Origin of the sequence: Streptomyces sp. NPDC020362 (assembly GCF_040642095.1) — a bacterium.
In the GTDB taxonomy this organism is placed as follows: domain Bacteria; phylum Actinomycetota; class Actinomycetes; order Streptomycetales; family Streptomycetaceae; genus Streptomyces.
The window spans coordinates 1-16,281 of the sequence record NZ_JBFAET010000079.1; the positions used below are offsets into that span (position 1 = coordinate 1).

A 16,281-nucleotide genomic window follows, 5' to 3' on the forward strand; every position below is an offset into this window, starting at 1 on the left:
CCGGGCACCCGGTGCTCCCGCGCCGGTGTTCCCGCTCCCGACGCGGGCTCCCGCTCTCGACGCACGCACGGCAAGGAAGGTAGCCGCCTCATGACCGCTGTCCTCGCGGAGAGCGTCGCCCGGGTCCTGTGCGCCGACTGGGCCGACCAGGCACCCGCCCTGCCCCGGGCCGCCCGCGGCCGCCGGCCGGCCGACACCCCGCTGCGCGAACTCTCGCACTGGGCCGCCACACTGCGCCCGCAGCACATACCGTGCCGGGTGCTCAAGCTCGCCGCGAGCCAGGTGCTGTCGCAGATCGCCTCCATCCGGGCCGGTCTCAAGCACCCCCTCGGCAGAAAACTGGTCGCCGCCTTCGGGCACCCCATGCAGCGCGACCCACGGCAGGCCGCCGGCGTCTTCGCGGCCCTCGGCTCCTGGCTCAACCTGGACGACACCGCGTACGCCGGACATCTGTCGAACTCCACGGTCGCGGTCCCGCTCGCCTTCGCCTACGGCCGCCGGCTGGACGGACTGTCGCTGCTCACCGCGGTGGTCGCGGCCAACGAGTGCGCGGCCCGCATCACCGCCTCCGCGACCCTCGGGCCGCTGCGCGGCCAGAGCGCCGTGCACACCCACCTGGCCGGCGCGGTCGCCGGACGCCTGCACTGCGACCGGGCCTCCGCCGGTCTCTTCGAGAACGCCTTCGGGCTGGCCTTCGCCATGCCCAACTGGCCGCTGATGCGCGCCTTCCTGGCCAGCGACGCCCGCCTGTTCAACACCTTCACACCGGTGCGCACCGCCATGGACGCCTGCGACGCGGCGTACGCCGGACTGCGCGGGGCACCGGACATCATGGAGCACAGCGACGGCTTCCTGGCCCGGTTCGCGACCGTGCCGCTGCCGCAGGCGGTGGCGAAGGGGCTGGGCCGGCGCTGGCACACCGACACGCTGTCGTTCAAGATGCACCCCGGCGGACCCGGTATCGACGCGGCGGTGGACTGCGCCGCCGAGATCCACCGGGAACTCGGCTTCCTCCGGCCCGGCGACGTCGCCGAAGTGGTCGTCGAGGCCTCCCTGTACACGCTGTTCGCGGGGGAGCGGGCCGCCCAGTACGTCACCGGACCCGGCTCCCCGCTGGGCGCGCTGGTCCTGGACGTGCCCTACCCGGTCGCCACCACCCTGCTCACCGGTGAGTTCTCGGTGGACGACTTCTCCTCGCCGCATCTGGACGACCCCGACCGCTGGTCGCTGGCCAAGCGGGTCCGGCTGGAGCACGACACGGAGATGACCCGTGAGCTGTTCCTGTCGGACGCGCCGTTCGGAGAGGCGGTGCGGGAGGCGGGGGAGCTGGCCGTGCCGTGGCTGCGCGGGTTCGGCGGGGACGAACTCGTGGACCTGATCGGCGCGTTGCAGGCCGACGACCGGGACTTCTCCCGGTCCACCAAGGCCACCGGCGCCCGGGTCACCGTGCGGCTCACCGACGGCCGTACGGTCTCCCGCACCCGGCTGATCCCGGTGGGCGCCGCCGGTCCGGAGACCCGGGCCGGCCACGCCGACCTGGTCCGGGAGAAGTTCCTGTCCGTCGGCGGCTCCCCGGAGGTGGCCGACACCGTCGACCGCCTGCACCGGATGCGGCCGCGGGCGGTGCGCCGCTGGATCGAGACGGCGTTCCTGGACTGACCAGGGCGAACCCCTACAGACAGTGCAGAGACCGAGACCGCGGCGGTGCGGCGCCGTGCGCCACGTACAGGCGGACCGCGTCGTACAGGCGGTAGCGGATCCGGCCGTGCCGGTCCGGTTCGCCGGCCTGGACCATCTGGCGGTGCAGCAGTTCCTCCAGCAGGTCCACGGCGAGCCGGCGCGACGGTGTCACCCGGGACACCATCTGGTCGATCCCGAAGCCGCCGCCGACCGGCTGCAGCTGGTGCAGCGAGGCGCGCAGCGGGGGCGGCAGCAGCCGGTAGCAGGCGGCCACGCTCGCGGACAGGGACAGGTCCCCGATGTGCAGCGAGCGCAGCCGGTCGCCCTCGTCCGCCAGCCGGTCGGCGAGTTCGCCGATGCGCCGGTGCGGGCGCGCGGTGAGCCACAGGCCGGCGATGTGCACGGCCAGCGGCAGCCCCGCACAAGCCTCCACGACGGCGAGTGCCGCCGTCCGTTCGCCACGGGTGCGGGCGGTGCCCACGAGATCGGCCAGCATCCGGTAGCCGTCCTGCCGGTCCAGGGTGCCGACCCGGCGGCCGAACCGGTCGGGCAGCGCGGACAGTTCGCGCCGAGCGGCCACCAGGACGGCGCTCCGCCCGTCGTCCACGAGCAGCGGCCGCACCTGCGTCTCGCTGTCGACGTTGTCGAGGACCACGAGGACCCGCCGCCGGCTGAGTGCGTCCCGCAGCCGGGCCCGGGCCTCCTCCGGGTTCTGAGCGGCAGGAGCGTCGCCGAGGGAGCGCAGGATCCGGCGGACGAGCATGTCCGAGGTGACGGGAAGCGAGGGGGCGGGGGGCAGGTCGACGAAGACCTGTCCGTCAGGGAACCGGCCGCGCACCTCGTGGGCGGCCCGCAGGACCAGCGCGGTCTTCCCCGCGCCGGGAGGTCCGACGACGACGGCGGGCCTGCCCTGACCGGGCCCGGGCCGTGCGAGATGAGCCGTCAGGTCCGCCACCAGCGCACCCCGTCCGACCAGCCGGTGGCGGGGCGCGGCCGGCAGCTCCGCCGGTACGGACACCTCCGGGGGAGCGGGCGGGGACCCCGTGCGGGGCAGCCGGAATAACCGGCCGGCCTCCCGGGACGGCAGCCCGAGCGCCTCGGCGAGCAGCAGCAGCGACTGTCTGCGGGGGCGGGCGGTGTGACCGGTCTCCAGGTTGCGGATGGCCCGCACGCTCAGCCCCGACCGCTCGGCCAGCTCCCCCTGGGTGAGGCAGGCCTCCTCGCGGGCCCGGACCAGTGCGGTGGCCAGGCTGTCCGGGACGGTGGCCAGGCTGTCCGGGACGGTGGCCGTGCGGAGCGGGCTCATCAGGGTGCCGGCCGGCGCAGGGCGGCGACGAACTTGTAGCGGGAGCCCCGGTACACCGAGCGCACCCACTCCACCGGGGTTCCCTCGGCGTCCCGGGAGTGCCGGGACAGCAGCAGCATGGGCAGGCCCACGTCGGTGGCGAGGAGCTGGGCCTCGCGTGGGGTGGACAGCGAGGTCTCGATGGTCTCGTCGGCCTCCGCGAGATGGACGCCGTACACCTCGGCCAGAGCCGTGTACAGCGACGGGTAGGTCGTCAGCGACCGTCGCAGCCCCGGAAAACGCCGGGCGGACAGGTGGGTCGTCTCGATCGCCATGGGATCGCCGCTGGCCAGCCGCAGCCGCTCGATGCGTAGCACCCGTTCGCCGGTGTCGATGCCGAGCAGGCCCGACAGCTTGCCGTCCGCGGGGACCTCGCCGATGTCCAGCACCTGCGAGGCGGGCTCCAGGCCCTGGGCGCGCATGTCCTCGGTGTGCGAGGTGAGCTGGAGGGTCCGGTACAGCTTGGGCTGGGCGACGAAGGTGCCCTTGCCCTGGATGCGGTCGAGCCGGCCCTCCCCGACCAGCTCCTGCAGCGCCTGCCGGATGGTGGTGCGCGAGGTGGCGAACCGGACGGCCAGCAGACGCTCCGCGGGCATCGCCGAGCCGGGTTCGAGCGCCTGCGTCATCTCCAGCACCTGCTGCTTGATGCGGTAGTACTTCGGCACGCGCGCGGTGCGGCCGGGCTCCCGGTGGTGCTGGGCGCTGCTGACGTCGGTGGTCATGCCTGCCTTCCCGGCTCGGTGGGTGGGCTCCCGTTATAGCGACCAACTGCCCTATGGTCTAGTCCAACTGACTTTGGAGGTCTAGTCCAGTGGGCGCGACGCAGCAAAGGGGACGGATGCGCTCCGGTGACTTTCTCGTAACGGCCGGGACCGGCTTCCGGAACCACCCTTGACACCTCAAAAGGTCTAGGCCAAGCTCCACCGTACTGGTCTACACCATTAGTGGCCAGGTCCCGAGCCCTACGTGCAACAGCGTCGTACGCAGGTCACCGCCGAGGGCGTGGGGGGTTAGTGGCATCCCTGAGGAGGGTGGCGTGAAGCGCAAGCTTGCTGCCGCGATCGTGATCGCGGGCATGATGGTCTCCGTCTCGGCGTGCGGCGGCGACGACAAGGACAGTGGCAAGGCCGCGGGACCGGACAGCTTCAAGGGCCAGACGCTGACGGTCTGGACGATGGACGGCTCGGCGCCGCCCCAGTGGACGAAGGACGTCCAGGCCGCCTTCGAGAAGAAGACCGGCGCGAAGCTGAAGTTCGAGATCCAGAAGTGGGACGGGATCCAGCAGAAGATCACCACCGCCCTCTCCGAGGACAACCCGCCGGACGTCATCGAGGTCGGCAACACCCAGACCCCGGCCTACGCCGCCACCGGCGGCCTCGCCGAACTGGGCGACCTCAAGCAGCAGATCGGCTCGGACTGGACGCCGTCGGTCTCCCAGTCCTCCGTCTACGACGGCAAGCAGTACGCGGCCCCGTGGTACTTCGCCAACCGCGTCGTCATCTACAACAAGAAGATCTGGGCCAAGGCCGGCATCAAGAGCACCCCGAAGACCCGGGACGAGTTCTTCAAGGACCTGGAGGCCATCGGCAAGAAGACGGACGCCGAGCCGCTCTACCTGCCCGGCCAGAACTGGTACTTCTTCGACGGCCTGACCATCGGCCAGGGCGCCGACCTGGTGAAGAAGGACGGCGACAAGTACGTCTCCAACCTCGCCGACCCGAAGGTCGCCGCGGCCATGGAGGTCTACAAGAAGTACGCCTCCTACTCCAAGGCCCCCAAGGACAAGGACGAGGCCACCCCGCAGCAGGCCCAGGTCTTCGCCAAGGGCAAGACCGGCGCGTTCATCGGCATGGGCTGGGAGGCCGGCACCGCGGTCCAGGCCAACAAGGCCATCGAGAAGGACCTCGGCTACTTCACCATCCCGGGCACCTCGGCCGACAAGCCCGAGGGCGTCTTCCTCGGCGGCTCCAACCTCGCGGTCGCCCAGGGCAGCAAGAAGCAGGCCCTGGCCAAGGAGTTCCTCAAGGTCGCCCTCTCCGACCAGTTCGAGGGCGAGCTGGCCAAGCTGAACGGCATCATCCCGAACAAGCAGTCCCTGGAGACCAACCTCAAGGGCAACGCCGTCGCCGAGGCCGCCGCTCCCGCCGCCGCGGTCGGCGGCACCACCCCGCTGATCCCTGAGTGGGCCGCGGTGGAGAACACCCCGAACCCGATCAAGTCCTACATGACCGCGGTGCTGAACGGTAAGTCCGCGGCGGACGCCGCGAAGCAGGTCGAGGGCGAGATCAACAAGCGCCTGGCCCAGAAGAACTGATGACCCGCGCCGGGGGCGTCGGCGGACGCCCCCGGCTCAGTCGTTCGTACGGCCGATGCGGCTCAAGCCGCCACGGAAGAGATGGCAACTCATGTCAGTGCAGACCGAAGGCACGGACACGGCCGGGGAGCCCGCTGTCCGCAAGGCCCGGATACCCAGGCCGCCTGCGGGTGCGGACCGCGGCCCCGGGGCCCGGTCCCGCCGCGGTGCCGCCGCCCCCTATCTCCTGCTGCTGCCCGCGCTGCTGGCCACCCTGGTCCTGCTCGGCTGGCCGCTGGTGAAGAACGGCATGCTGTCGTTCCAGAACCTCAATCCACGGCAGCTCATCCAGCACCTCACGGAGTGGAACGGTGTCGACAACTACAAGGAGGTCCTGACCGGTTCGGACTTCTGGAAGGTCGTCGAGCGCTCGGTCCTCTTCACCGCCGCCAACGTCGTCCTGATCATGCTGTTCGGCACCCTGACCGGACTGCTGCTGGCCCGTCTCGGCAGGAAGATGCGGCTGCTGCTCATGCTGGGCCTCGTCCTCGCCTGGGCCATGCCCGTCATCGCGGCCACCACCGTCTACCAGTGGCTCTTCGCCCAGCGCTTCGGCGTCGTCAACTGGGTCCTGGACAAGCTCGGGTGGCACTCCATGGCCGACTACAACTGGTTCGGCTCGCAGTTCTCCACCTTCTCCGTGGTCACACTGCTCATCGTCTGGATGTCGATCCCGTTCGTCGCGATCAACCTGTACGCCGCCACCACCACGATCCCCCGGGAGCTGTACGAGGCCGCCTCCCTGGACGGCGCCGGCGCCTGGAAGAGCTTCACCTCGGTGACCTTCCCCTTCCTGCGGCCCTTCCTGTACGCCACGACCTTCCTCGAGGTCATCTGGGTGTTCAAGGCGTTCCCGCAGATCTTCGCGATGAACGAGGGCGGCCCCGACCGCCTCACCGAGACACTGCCGGTCTACGCCTTCGTCGAGGGCGTCGGCAACCAGCACTTCGGCGTCGGAGCCGCGATCTCCTTCCTGACCATCCTGGTGCTGCTCGCCCTCACCTCGTACTACCTGCGCATGGTGCTCAAGCAAGAGGAGGACGAGCTGTGAAGCGCTCGCTCTTCGGCCGTATCTGGCCCAACGCGATGGCCGTCATCCTCTTCGTCGGCTTCGTGTTCCCCGTCTACTGGATGTTCGCCACGGCCTTCAAGCCGACCGGCGACATCATCTCCGAGAACCCGGTCTGGGTCCCGACCGACCTCACCTTCGGCCACTTCAAGAAGGCCGTGGACGCCGACCACTTCTGGACCCTGGTCCTCAACTCCGTCACCGTCACGCTCAGCGCGGTGATCCTGTCGCTCGTCATCGCCCTGTTCGCCGCCTTCGCGCTCGCCCGGATGCGCTTCAGGGGCCGGCGCGGCTTCGTCGTGACCTTCATGCTGGCGCAGATGGCGCCCTGGGAGGTCATGGTCATCGCCATCTACATGCTGGTCCGTGACAACGACATGCTCGACAGCCTGGTCCCGCTCACCGTCTTCTACACGATCATGGTGCTGCCGCTGACCGTCCTGACGCTGCGAGGCTATGTGGCCGCCGTGCCCAAGGAGCTGGAGGAGTCCGCCATGGTCGACGGCTGCACCCGGCCCCAGGCCTTCGTCAGGGTGATCTTCCCGCTGCTGGCGCCCGGCCTGATGGCGACGTCACTGTTCGGCTTCATCACCGCCTGGAACGAGTTCCCGCTCGTCCTGATTCTCAACAAGGACATCGAGAAGCAGACCCTGCCGCTGTGGCTGTCGCAGTTCCAGACCGCCTTCGGCGACGACTGGGGCGCCACGATGGCCGCCTCGTCACTGTTCGCGCTGCCCGTCCTGATCCTCTTCATCTTCCTGCAACGCAAGGCTGTCAGCGGTCTGACCGACGGCGCCGTGAAGGGATGACGCCCCGATGACCACACTCACCACTGGGCCCGACACCCTCACCCGGGACGCGCTCGCGGTGCTGCAGCCGGGGTTCGACGGCACCACCGCCCCGGACTGGGTGCGCCGCCGCCTCGGTGAGGGCCTCGCCTCCGTCGCCCTGTTCGGCCGCAACGTCGTCACCGAGGAACAGGTCACCGCGCTCACCGCCCAGCTGCGCGCCGAGCGGGACGACCTGCTGGTGGCCATTGACGAGGAGAGCGGCGACGTCACCCGCCTGGACGTGCGCACCGGCTCCTCCTTCCCCGGCAACCACGCCCTCGGCGCCGTCGACGACCCCGCCCTCACCCGGGCGGTCTCCCGCGAGCTGGGCCGGCGCCTGGCCGCCTGCGGCGTCAACTTCGACTGGGCGCCCTCGGCCGACGTCAACGCCAACCCCGACAACCCCGTCATCGGCGTGCGCTCCTTCGGCGCGGACACCGCGCTGGTCGCCCGGCACACCGCCGCCTGGGTCGAGGGTCTGCAGTCCACCGGCGTCGCCGCGTGCACCAAGCACTTCCCCGGGCACGGCGACACCAACGTCGACTCGCACCACGCGGTCCCGCGCATCGACGTGGACGCGGACACGCTGTACGAGCGCGAACTGCCCCCCTTCCGCGCCGCCATCGCCGCCGGCACCCGGGCCGTGATGAGCGCGCACATCCTCGTCCCCGCCCTCGATCCGGAGCGCCCCGGCACCCTCTCCCGGCGCATCCTCACCGACCTGCTGCGCGGCGAACTCGGTTACCGGGGCCTGATCGTCACGGACGGCATGGAGATGCGTGCCATCTCCGGGACCTACGGCCTGGAGCACGGTGTGGTCCTCGCGATCGCGGCGGGCGCGGACGCCATCTGCGTCGGCGGCGGCCTGTGCGACGAGCGCACCGTGCTGAACCTGCGCGACGCGCTCGTGGCCGCCGTGCGCTCCGGCGAACTGCCCGAGGAGCGCCTCGCCGATGCCGCCGCCCGGGTGCGGGAGCTGGCGCGGTGGACGGCCGAGACCAGGAAGGAGGCCGAAACCGTCGTACCCGAACCGGAGATCGGCCTGGTCGCGGCCCGCCGCGCCCTGACCGTGACCCGGGCCGCCTGCGCCGTGCCGGTCACCGGACCGGTCCACGTCGCCCAGTTCAACCCGGCCCCGAACATCGCCGTCGGCGACCAGACCCCCTGGGGCGTGGCCGCCGAGCTGTGCCGACTGCTGCCGGGCAGCACGGAGGGCTCCTTCGGCGGGCCCGCCGCGGGCCGGGAGGCCCTCGCGGCCGCGGCCGGCCGACGCGTCGTCGCCGTGGTCCGGGACGAGCACCGGCACGCCTGGATGGGCACCGCCCTCGACGAGCTGCTCGCCGCCCGCCCGGACACCGTCGTGGTCGAGATGGGCGTGCCGCAGGCTCCGCCGCGCGGCGCCCTGCACATCGCCACCCACGGCGCCGCCCGCGTCTGCGGCGTGGCGGCGGCGGAGGCGGTCGTCGCGGGCTGAACCCCGCGGCCCTGCACCTGCGACCGCCTTCACGGCCCAGCCCCGTCACCGCACGGCCCGACTCTCCGGCCGGCACCGAAGGCCTCACCGAGGCCCGGTGCCGGCCGTTTCCTCTTCCCGGCCCACGGTATGTGGGTTCCCGACCCTCTGCATACGGGTTCCCGAGCCACCGCATGCGGGTTCCCGAGCCACCGCATGCGGGTTCCCGAGCCACCGCATGCGGGTTGCCGACCCTCGGCATCCGGGTTCCCGAGCCACCGCATGCGGGTTGCCGACCCTCGGCATCCGGGTTCCCGAGCCACCGCATCCGGGTTGCCGATCCACCGCATTCGGGTTGCCGATCCACCGCATTCGGGTCCCCAACCCACGGCATTCGGGCGGCAGTTGAGCGGCATTTTTACGGGGGTACTGGCCGGTAATCGTTGACACCTTCAAATGGTCTAGTCCAGCTTGAGGGGGCGCCACAGTTCGATCACCACGGAGTGACGGCATGCACAAGCCCTCCCCCTATCTCCACCGAGCGGCGTCCGGCCGCCCCTACTTCAGCGCCGACGGCGAGACCTACCTCGCCCCGACCCCCCTGCGCGACCTCGAGAAGTCCCGGCCCCTGCGGGTGCTGTCCGAGGAGGACTTCGCCTTCTGGCAGACGTACGGCTACGTCGTCGTCCGGGAGGCCATCACCCCCGGCGAGGCGAAGGGACTGCTCGAATTCGCCTGGGACTTCCAGGGCCTCGACCCCGACCACCCCGATACCTGGTACGAGGAGCCGGAGTTCCGCTCCGAACTCGACCAGCACCTGTTCGTCTACGGCTTCGTGGAGGCCTACCACCACCAGCTCCTGTGGGCCAGCCGCCAGACCCGGCGTGTCTACGACGCCTTCGTGGACGTGTGGGACTGCGAGGAGCTGTGGGTCACCCTGGACCGGCTCAACCTCAACCCGCCCAACGTCCGCACCCGTTCCCGCTCCCTGATCGAACCCTCCGACGAGGGCTTCGACATCGAGCTGCACTGGGACGTCGACACCACCCTCGCCGTGCTGCCGCAGCGGGTGCAGGGCATCATCGCCCTGAACGACACCCGGCCCGAACTCGGCGGCTTCCAGTGTGCCCCGGAGCTGTTCCGCCGCTTCGAGCAGTGGCGCATCGCCCAGCCGGCCGGCCGTGACCCGATCAGGCCCGGGACCGACCGCACCGAGTTCCCCGTGGTCCGGCCCGAACTCCAGGCCGGCGACCTGCTGATCTTCAACGGGCTGCTGGCGCACGGTGTCGCGCCCAACCTTTCCGCGGGCGCGGTCCGGGCCGTCCAGTACCTGTCGATGATGCCCGCCCTGGAGGAGCACACCGCGCTTCGCAGGTCACGGGTCGAGTCCTGGCGCACACTCGGCACTCCCGACTGGAACGCCACCCTGCTCGGCGACGCACGCCGGCCGGAGGCCCTCCGCTACGGCCCCGCCGAACTGAACGACCTCGGCCGCAAGCTGCTGGGCCTGGACTCCTGGGCCGCAGCGAAAGGGGCACAGTGAACCGGATCTGTCTGTGCCTGCCCACGAACCGGGCCTGCTCCGCCACCATCACCGCGATCCACCGGGAAGCGGCCTACGCCGCCGAGCGCTTCGGCGCCGACGTCCAGCTCCTGATCCTCGACTCCTCCGACGACCGCACCCGCGCCGAACACGCCCGTGCCGTGACCGCGCTGCCCCCGGCGGCGCAGGTCACCGTGCACCACCTCGGCGAGGACCCGCAGCGCGACTTCCTGCGCCGCGTGATCCGACGTGCCGACGTGTCCGAACCGGACCGGATCCTCGGCCTCCTGCTCCCGTCCGGCGTCTCCTACGGCTCCTGCACCGACCGCGCCTTCCTGCTGGCCGCCGGGCTCGGCTGCCACTCGGTGCACCGCCGCGACTCCGACAGCACCTACCAGCTCCTCGGCGGGGAGCCGGTCTTCCCCGTCCACCACGAACTGCCGTGGCTGGGCCGCCCCGCCGCGGCGGCATCGGCCGGCGTCTCCCGCACGGACCTGGACCCGGCCCACGCCCGCCGGCCGGTGTCGATGGCCGGCGCCTCCTTCATCGGCGAACTCTCCGTCGACATAGGCGAGATACGCCGCCTGGACGAAGCCGTCTACCAGGACGTGGTCGGCCTCTGGGCACCCGCGGGCTCGTCGCCGGAGCAGCGACGCGAGCTGGTGGAGGAGTCCTTCACCGGAGCGGGCACGGCCCCCTTCACCGGCGACCACTCCACCCTGGCCCTCGTGGACCCGATGCGGGTCGACATGTGCAACATCGCCTTCCACCACGACGTGTACGAGCGGATCCCGCTGCCCCCGGCGACCGACACCATCGGCAGCGACTACTTCCTCATCCACCTGGTCCACGACGCCACGCTCCCCGGCATCCTGCACAACCGGCACATCGAGAACTTCTACACCCCCGAACGCCGCACCGACGCGGGCTTCCTGGCCTACCAGACCCGCTTCGTGAAGTTCCTGCTGTCGATGCTGTACTTCCACCACGTCTACGACCGGATGGCGGCCGAGGGCGCCCGGCTCCTGGACGACCGCCAGCACGTACGGGCGGACCGGATCGTCGCGTTCCTGCGCGACAGCACCTGGCAGGACCCCGCCGAGAACGTGTGGCGCCTGGACCGGGTCGACACCGCCTACCGCAAGCTGGGCGGCCGCTACGCGCAGTTCGCCGAGCAACTCCTCGGCAGGCGCGAGCGGTTGCTGGCCGAGGCCCGCCAGGACATCGAGGATTTCGCCGATCTGACGGAAGCCTGGCCCGCACTCGTCGAAGCGGCCCGGCGATGAGCGCCCTGAAGGGGCGCGGGGAACTGCGCGACAAGCCACAGCGAACCCGCTCCCGCGCTACGGCATTTCGTGGCAGTGCCACAGGCGCGCTCAGCGAATCCCTCACCGCAGCCGATACCGACCGCATCGTCTACGACCTCACCGGCATCGAGCACCAATACGACACCCTGCTGACCGAGCTGCCCGACATCCAGGTCCGCTTCGCCCTGAAGGCCTGCCCCGTGGACGAGGTGCTGCGGTGCCTGGCCGACCGGGGCGCCGGTTTCGACGCGGCGAGCCCCGCCGAGGTCCGCCGGGCCCTGCGCACCGGCGCGCCCGCGGACCGCATCCACTACGGGAACACCGTCAAGTCCGACGCCGACATCGCCGAGGCCCACCGCCTCGGTGTCCGCACCTTCGCCACCGACAGCGTGCAGGACGTGACCGCGATCGCCGAACACGCCCCCGGCGCCCGGGTGTTCTGCCGTCTCGCCACCAGCGGGGACGGCGCCCTGTGGGGTTTGAACCGCAAGTTCGGCTGCTCGGCCGAGGACGCCGTCCGCATCCTCACGACGGCACGCGCCTGCGGTCTCGTCCCGGCGGGCCTGTCGGTGCACGTCGGCTCGCAGCAGATGACCGGTGAGGCCTGGCAGCGGGCCCTCGACTCGATCGCCGAGGTGCTGGTGACCCTGGACGGGCTGGGGATCGTGCCCGACCACGTGAACCTCGGCGGCGGCCTGCCCGCGCTCGGCTACCTCGACCGGCACGGCAACCCCCTCGACCCGCCCCTGGACAAGATCCTCACCGTGATCCGCGAGGGCATGGAGCGCCTGAGCGGTCTGACCACCGCCCCGCTCGGCTTCCTCATGGAACCGGGCCGCCACCTGGTCGCCGACCACGGCGCGGTCCGCGCCCACGTGTACCGGCTGACCGAACGGGCCCAGCCGGACGGGACGCTCGCCCGCTGGCTGTACCTGAGCGTGGGCAAGTTCAACGGCCTGTACGAGATGGACCAGGTGAGACACCGGCTGGTCTTCCCCGCCCACGCGGGCGAGGACGAGGGGGAGTCCGTCCCCGCCGTCGTCGCGGGCCCGACCTGCGACAGCGACGACGCCTACGGCGGCGGCCGGCACCCGGTGCGTGTCCCCGGTGCCCTCGCCTCCGGCGACCCGGTCTGGATCCTGTCCGCCGGCGCCTACGCCACCAGCTACACGACCCAGGGCTTCAACGGCATCGGCCCGCTGCCGTGCGTGAGCACACGCGGCCCGGAAGGACAGCACTGACATGAGAGACCTCATACGGGGCATCACCGAGGCCGACTGGCCCGAGGTCGCCGCCCTGGAGGCCGGGGCGTACGCGGACACCGCCCTGACCGAGGGCGAGGCCGCGCTGCGCTCGCGGGCCTCGGCCGGCACCTGCTTCGTCCTGGACCGCGACGGCCGGATCGTGGGATACGTCCTCGCCCTGCCGTACCCGATGTTCCGCTACCCGGACCTGACCCGGCCGGAGCGGGTCGCCCACCACTCGCCCAACCTCCATCTGCACGACCTCGTCATCAGCGCGCCCCTGCGGCGCAGGGGACTGGGCGGCAGACTCGTCCGCCACCTGACGGACGCGGCCGGCGCACGCGGCTTCGAGACGATGTCGCTGATCGCGGTCGGCGGCAGGGAGCCGTTCTGGCGGGCCAACGGCTACCGGGCCCACCGCGAGGCCCGGCTGCCGTCCGGTTACGGCAGCGACGCGGTCTACATGTCTGCGCGGGTGGCCGCACACCGGGAGGCGAGCTGATGGAACACTCCGGTTTCCGCCGCGCCAAGTGGGCGATCGCGGCGCTGTTCTGCTTCCTCGGCTTCCAGTACGCCACCTGGGCGGCCCGGCTGCCCGCGCTGAAGGCCAGGCTCGACCTCGGCGCCGGCGAACTGGGTCTGCTGCTGATGGCCTGCGGCGCGGGCGCGGCGGCGTCCTTCCCGCTCGTCGCCCTCCTGATGCGCAGGCTCGGCTCCCGGCGCCTGTCCCTCCTCTCCGCCCTGTGCCTCGTGGCGCTGCTGGCGGCCCTGTCGGTCGTCCCGAACTACCCGCTCGCCCTGCTGGTCATCGGCGGTGACGGCGTCGCCGTGGGCTGCCTGAACGTCGCGATGAACGCCCAGGGCGCCGCCCTGGAGACGGCGTACGGCCGCACCGCCATGTCCCAGCTGCACGCGACGTTCAGCGCGGGCCTGCTCGCCGCCGCCCTCCTGGCCTCCGGCGTCACCGCCGTCACCGCGTCCGTCCCGGCCCACTTCGCGGTGGCGGCGGCCCTGTTGCTGCTCCTGCTCGGGTACGCGCGCCCGGGCCTGCTGAGGCACCTGGAACCGGGACCCGCGGACCCGGACACCCCGAAGAAGCGGACCCGGCCGACCGTACCGTCCGGGGCGACGCTGCTGATGGGCTGCGCCATGGCGTTCGGCACCATCACCGAGGGCGCCATGAACGACTGGTCGACGCTCTACATGAAGGACGTCGTCAAGGCTTCCGCGACGGTGGCGCCGATGGGCATCGCGGTCGTCTCGGTCATGATGCTGCTGGCCCGGCTGCGCGCGGACCGCTGGCGCAGCCGCTGGGGCGACGGGCGCGTGGTGCGCACCGGCAGCGCCGTGGCCGGGACCGGCCTGGCCCTCGCCCTGTCGGCCGGCGCAGTGGTGCCCACCCTGCTCGGCTTCGCCTGCGTCGGTCTCGGAGCGGCCGCCATCACCCCGTGCGTGTACGTCGCCGCCGCCGAACGCGGCTCGGACGCGCTCGCCCTGGTCGCCGCGACGGGCACGACGGGACTGCTGGCCGGCCCCGCCCTGATCGGCTTCGTCGCGGGCGCAGGCGGTCTCACCCTGGGCATGGCCACGGTCGCGGCCTCGGCCCTCGTCGTCACGCTGGCCGGGGTCTGGATTCCCTGGGCTACCCGCGACCGCGCCCCTGCCACCGTGTGACCACGCCGTCGAGAATTCCTGCGACCCTTCGCAGCCGCAGCCGCAGCCGCAGCCGCAGCCGGAAAGCCCCGGGATCCCCGGGGCTTTCTCCGTTTTCAAAAATACCCCCGGGGGTACTCATGTTACCGTCGAGAACATACCCCCTGGGGTAATTCTTCGACGGAAGGGAGTCACCCTGTGTTCTTCGTCGACACGATCGAGGTGTCGGGGCTCGGCAACCGCAGCTATCTGGCGGGCGGCGGGCGGACGGCGGTGGCGGTCGACCCACCGCGCGACATCGACCGGGTGATCGCGGCGGCGGCGCGGCGCGGGGTGCGGATCTCGCACGTCGTCGAGACGCACCTGCACAACGACTACGTCACCGGCGGCCTGGAGCTGGCCCGGGTCACCGGCGCCGCCTATCTCGTTCCCGCAGGGGCCCGTGTCTCCTTCGAGCGCACACCGGTCGAAGACGGCGACCGCACGGTGATAGACGCCGCCGACGGGCTCACCCTGCGCGCGGTGGCGACGCCCGGGCACACGCCCCACCACACCGCCTATGTGCTGGAGGAGGAGGGCGCGGCGGTCTCGGTGTTCACCGGCGGCTCCCTGCTGATGGGCACCGTCGGCCGTCCCGACCTCGTGGAACCGCGCCTGACCGAGCCCCTCGCCCGTGCGCAGCACGCCTCCGTGCACCGGCTGGCCGCCCAGCTGCCCGACGACACGGCGGTGCTGCCCACGCACGGCTTCGGCAGCTTCTGCTCGTCCTCCCCGGCACAGGGGCAGGCCACCACGATCGGCAAGGAGAAGGCGTCCAACGAGGCACTCACCCGGGACGTGGACACCTTCGTCGCCGACGTGCTGGCCGGTCTGGACGACGTACCGGCGTACTACGCACACATGGGCCCGGCCAACGCCGCCGGACCCGCGCCGGTCGACCTGACGGCGCCCGCCGTGGCCGACGCGGACGAGATAGCTGCCCGGCTGGCCGCGGGGGAGTGGGTGGTGGACCTGCGCAACCGGGTCGCGTTCGCCGCCGGGCACGTCTCCGGCTCGTTCAACTTCGAGGCCGAGGGCCAGCTGGCCACCTATCTGGCCTGGCTGATCCCGTGGGGCAAGCCGGTCACGCTGCTCGCGGAGTCCGCCGAGCAGCTCGCCGCTGCCCAGCGCGAGCTGGTCCGCGTGGGCATCGACCGCCCGGCCGCCGCGGCCACCGGGGACCCCCGCGGCTGGATCCGCCGGAACGAGATCCCTGCCTCCTTCCCCCGGGCCACCTTCGCCGACCTCGCCGGCCAGTACCCGGCACAGGGCGTCGTCGTCCTCGACGTGCGGCGCACGTCCGAGCGCGCGGGCGGGTTCATCGAGGGCTCGGTCCACATACCGGTCCACACCCTGTACCGCCGCCTCGGCGAGATACCCGACGGACGGGTGTGGGTGCACTGCGCGGGCGGCATGCGCGCCGCCATCGCCGCCTCCCTGCTGGACGCGGCCGGCCGCGACGTCGTCGCCGTGGACGACGCCTTCGGCGCGGCCGAGGACGCCGGGCTATCGGTCGGCACGGGCTGACCGCACCGGATGACACAGACGTCCGGGACCACCCTCCGTACCGACCAGGGAGACAGGAGCACACCGCCACGATGAGCATCTTCCGACGAGACCCGACCGCCCCGGGCCGGGTGACCGTCCAGGAGGCCGCCGCCCGCACCGGCCACGGGAGCGCTGCGGGGGGCACCGGCTCCGGGACTGCCGCGGAGAGTACCGGTTACGGGAGCGCCGCGGAGGACACCGGCCAGGGGACCACCGC

The 16,281-nt window shown here is 71.9% G+C and carries 13 protein-coding genes; 11 read left to right on the top strand and 2 right to left on the bottom strand.

Going from position 1 to position 16,281, the window contains the following annotated elements:
* Positions 1-90 precede the first annotated feature (90 nt).
* Positions 91-1,659, top strand: coding sequence for an MmgE/PrpD family protein (locus AB0H32_RS25670; RefSeq protein ID WP_361124708.1), 1,569 nt, complete (start codon positions 91-93; stop codon positions 1,657-1,659).
* Between the two features lie 13 nt (positions 1,660-1,672).
* Here the strand turns inward: AB0H32_RS25670 and AB0H32_RS25675 are convergent, their stop codons facing one another.
* Positions 1,673-2,986 (bottom strand): NB-ARC domain-containing protein, encoded by a 1,314-nt coding sequence (locus AB0H32_RS25675; RefSeq protein ID WP_361124710.1) that lies wholly within the window; start codon positions 2,984-2,986, stop codon positions 1,673-1,675.
* Complete coding sequence (locus AB0H32_RS25680; RefSeq protein ID WP_361124712.1) at positions 2,986-3,747, bottom strand: GntR family transcriptional regulator; 762 nt, start codon at positions 3,745-3,747, stop codon at positions 2,986-2,988. Before AB0H32_RS25680 ends, AB0H32_RS25675 begins: the two co-directional genes overlap by 1 nt.
* Positions 3,748-4,061: 314 nt before the next feature.
* Between AB0H32_RS25680 and AB0H32_RS25685 the strand changes: the two genes are divergently transcribed.
* The 10 genes from AB0H32_RS25685 to AB0H32_RS25730 all read left to right on the top strand — a co-directional run bounded on the left by AB0H32_RS25685 (position 4,062) and on the right by AB0H32_RS25730 (position 16,043).
* The gene (locus AB0H32_RS25685) at positions 4,062-5,339 is read left to right on the top strand and encodes an extracellular solute-binding protein (protein ID WP_361124714.1); all 1,278 of its coding nucleotides are present in this window, start codon (positions 4,062-4,064) and stop codon (positions 5,337-5,339) included.
* A gap of 91 nt (positions 5,340-5,430) precedes the next feature.
* Positions 5,431-6,429, top strand: a complete 999-nt coding sequence (locus tag AB0H32_RS25690; RefSeq protein WP_361124716.1) for a sugar ABC transporter permease — start codon at positions 5,431-5,433, stop codon at positions 6,427-6,429.
* Positions 6,426-7,256 (top strand): carbohydrate ABC transporter permease, encoded by an 831-nt coding sequence (locus tag AB0H32_RS25695; RefSeq protein WP_361124718.1) that lies wholly within the window; start codon positions 6,426-6,428, stop codon positions 7,254-7,256. Before AB0H32_RS25690 ends, AB0H32_RS25695 begins: the two co-directional genes overlap by 4 nt.
* Positions 7,257-7,263: 7 nt before the next feature.
* Positions 7,264-8,751: a glycoside hydrolase family 3 protein gene (locus AB0H32_RS25700; RefSeq protein WP_361124720.1), complete on the top strand. Its 1,488-nt coding sequence runs from the start codon at positions 7,264-7,266 to the stop codon at positions 8,749-8,751.
* 490 nt (positions 8,752-9,241) lie between these two features.
* Positions 9,242-10,273, top strand: coding sequence for a phytanoyl-CoA dioxygenase family protein (locus tag AB0H32_RS25705; protein WP_361124722.1), 1,032 nt, complete (start codon positions 9,242-9,244; stop codon positions 10,271-10,273).
* Positions 10,270-11,559 carry a DUF6271 family protein gene (locus tag AB0H32_RS25710; RefSeq protein WP_361124724.1) on the top strand — a complete coding sequence of 430 codons (1,290 nt, stop codon included), beginning with the start codon at positions 10,270-10,272 and terminating at the stop codon, positions 11,557-11,559. The genes AB0H32_RS25705 and AB0H32_RS25710 overlap by 4 nt, the downstream gene beginning before the upstream one ends.
* Positions 11,556-12,821, top strand: a complete 1,266-nt coding sequence (locus AB0H32_RS25715) for a type III PLP-dependent enzyme (protein ID WP_361124726.1) — start codon at positions 11,556-11,558, stop codon at positions 12,819-12,821. The genes AB0H32_RS25710 and AB0H32_RS25715 overlap by 4 nt, the downstream gene beginning before the upstream one ends.
* A gap of 1 nt (position 12,822) precedes the next feature.
* Positions 12,823-13,326 (top strand): GNAT family N-acetyltransferase, encoded by a 504-nt coding sequence (locus tag AB0H32_RS25720; protein ID WP_361124728.1) that lies wholly within the window; start codon positions 12,823-12,825, stop codon positions 13,324-13,326.
* Positions 13,326-14,498, top strand: a complete 1,173-nt coding sequence (locus tag AB0H32_RS25725; protein ID WP_361124730.1) for an MFS transporter — start codon at positions 13,326-13,328, stop codon at positions 14,496-14,498. The genes AB0H32_RS25720 and AB0H32_RS25725 overlap by 1 nt, the downstream gene beginning before the upstream one ends.
* Positions 14,499-14,675: 177 nt before the next feature.
* Positions 14,676-16,043 (top strand): MBL fold metallo-hydrolase, encoded by a 1,368-nt coding sequence (locus tag AB0H32_RS25730; RefSeq protein WP_361124732.1) that lies wholly within the window; start codon positions 14,676-14,678, stop codon positions 16,041-16,043.
* Positions 16,044-16,281 lie beyond the last annotated feature (238 nt).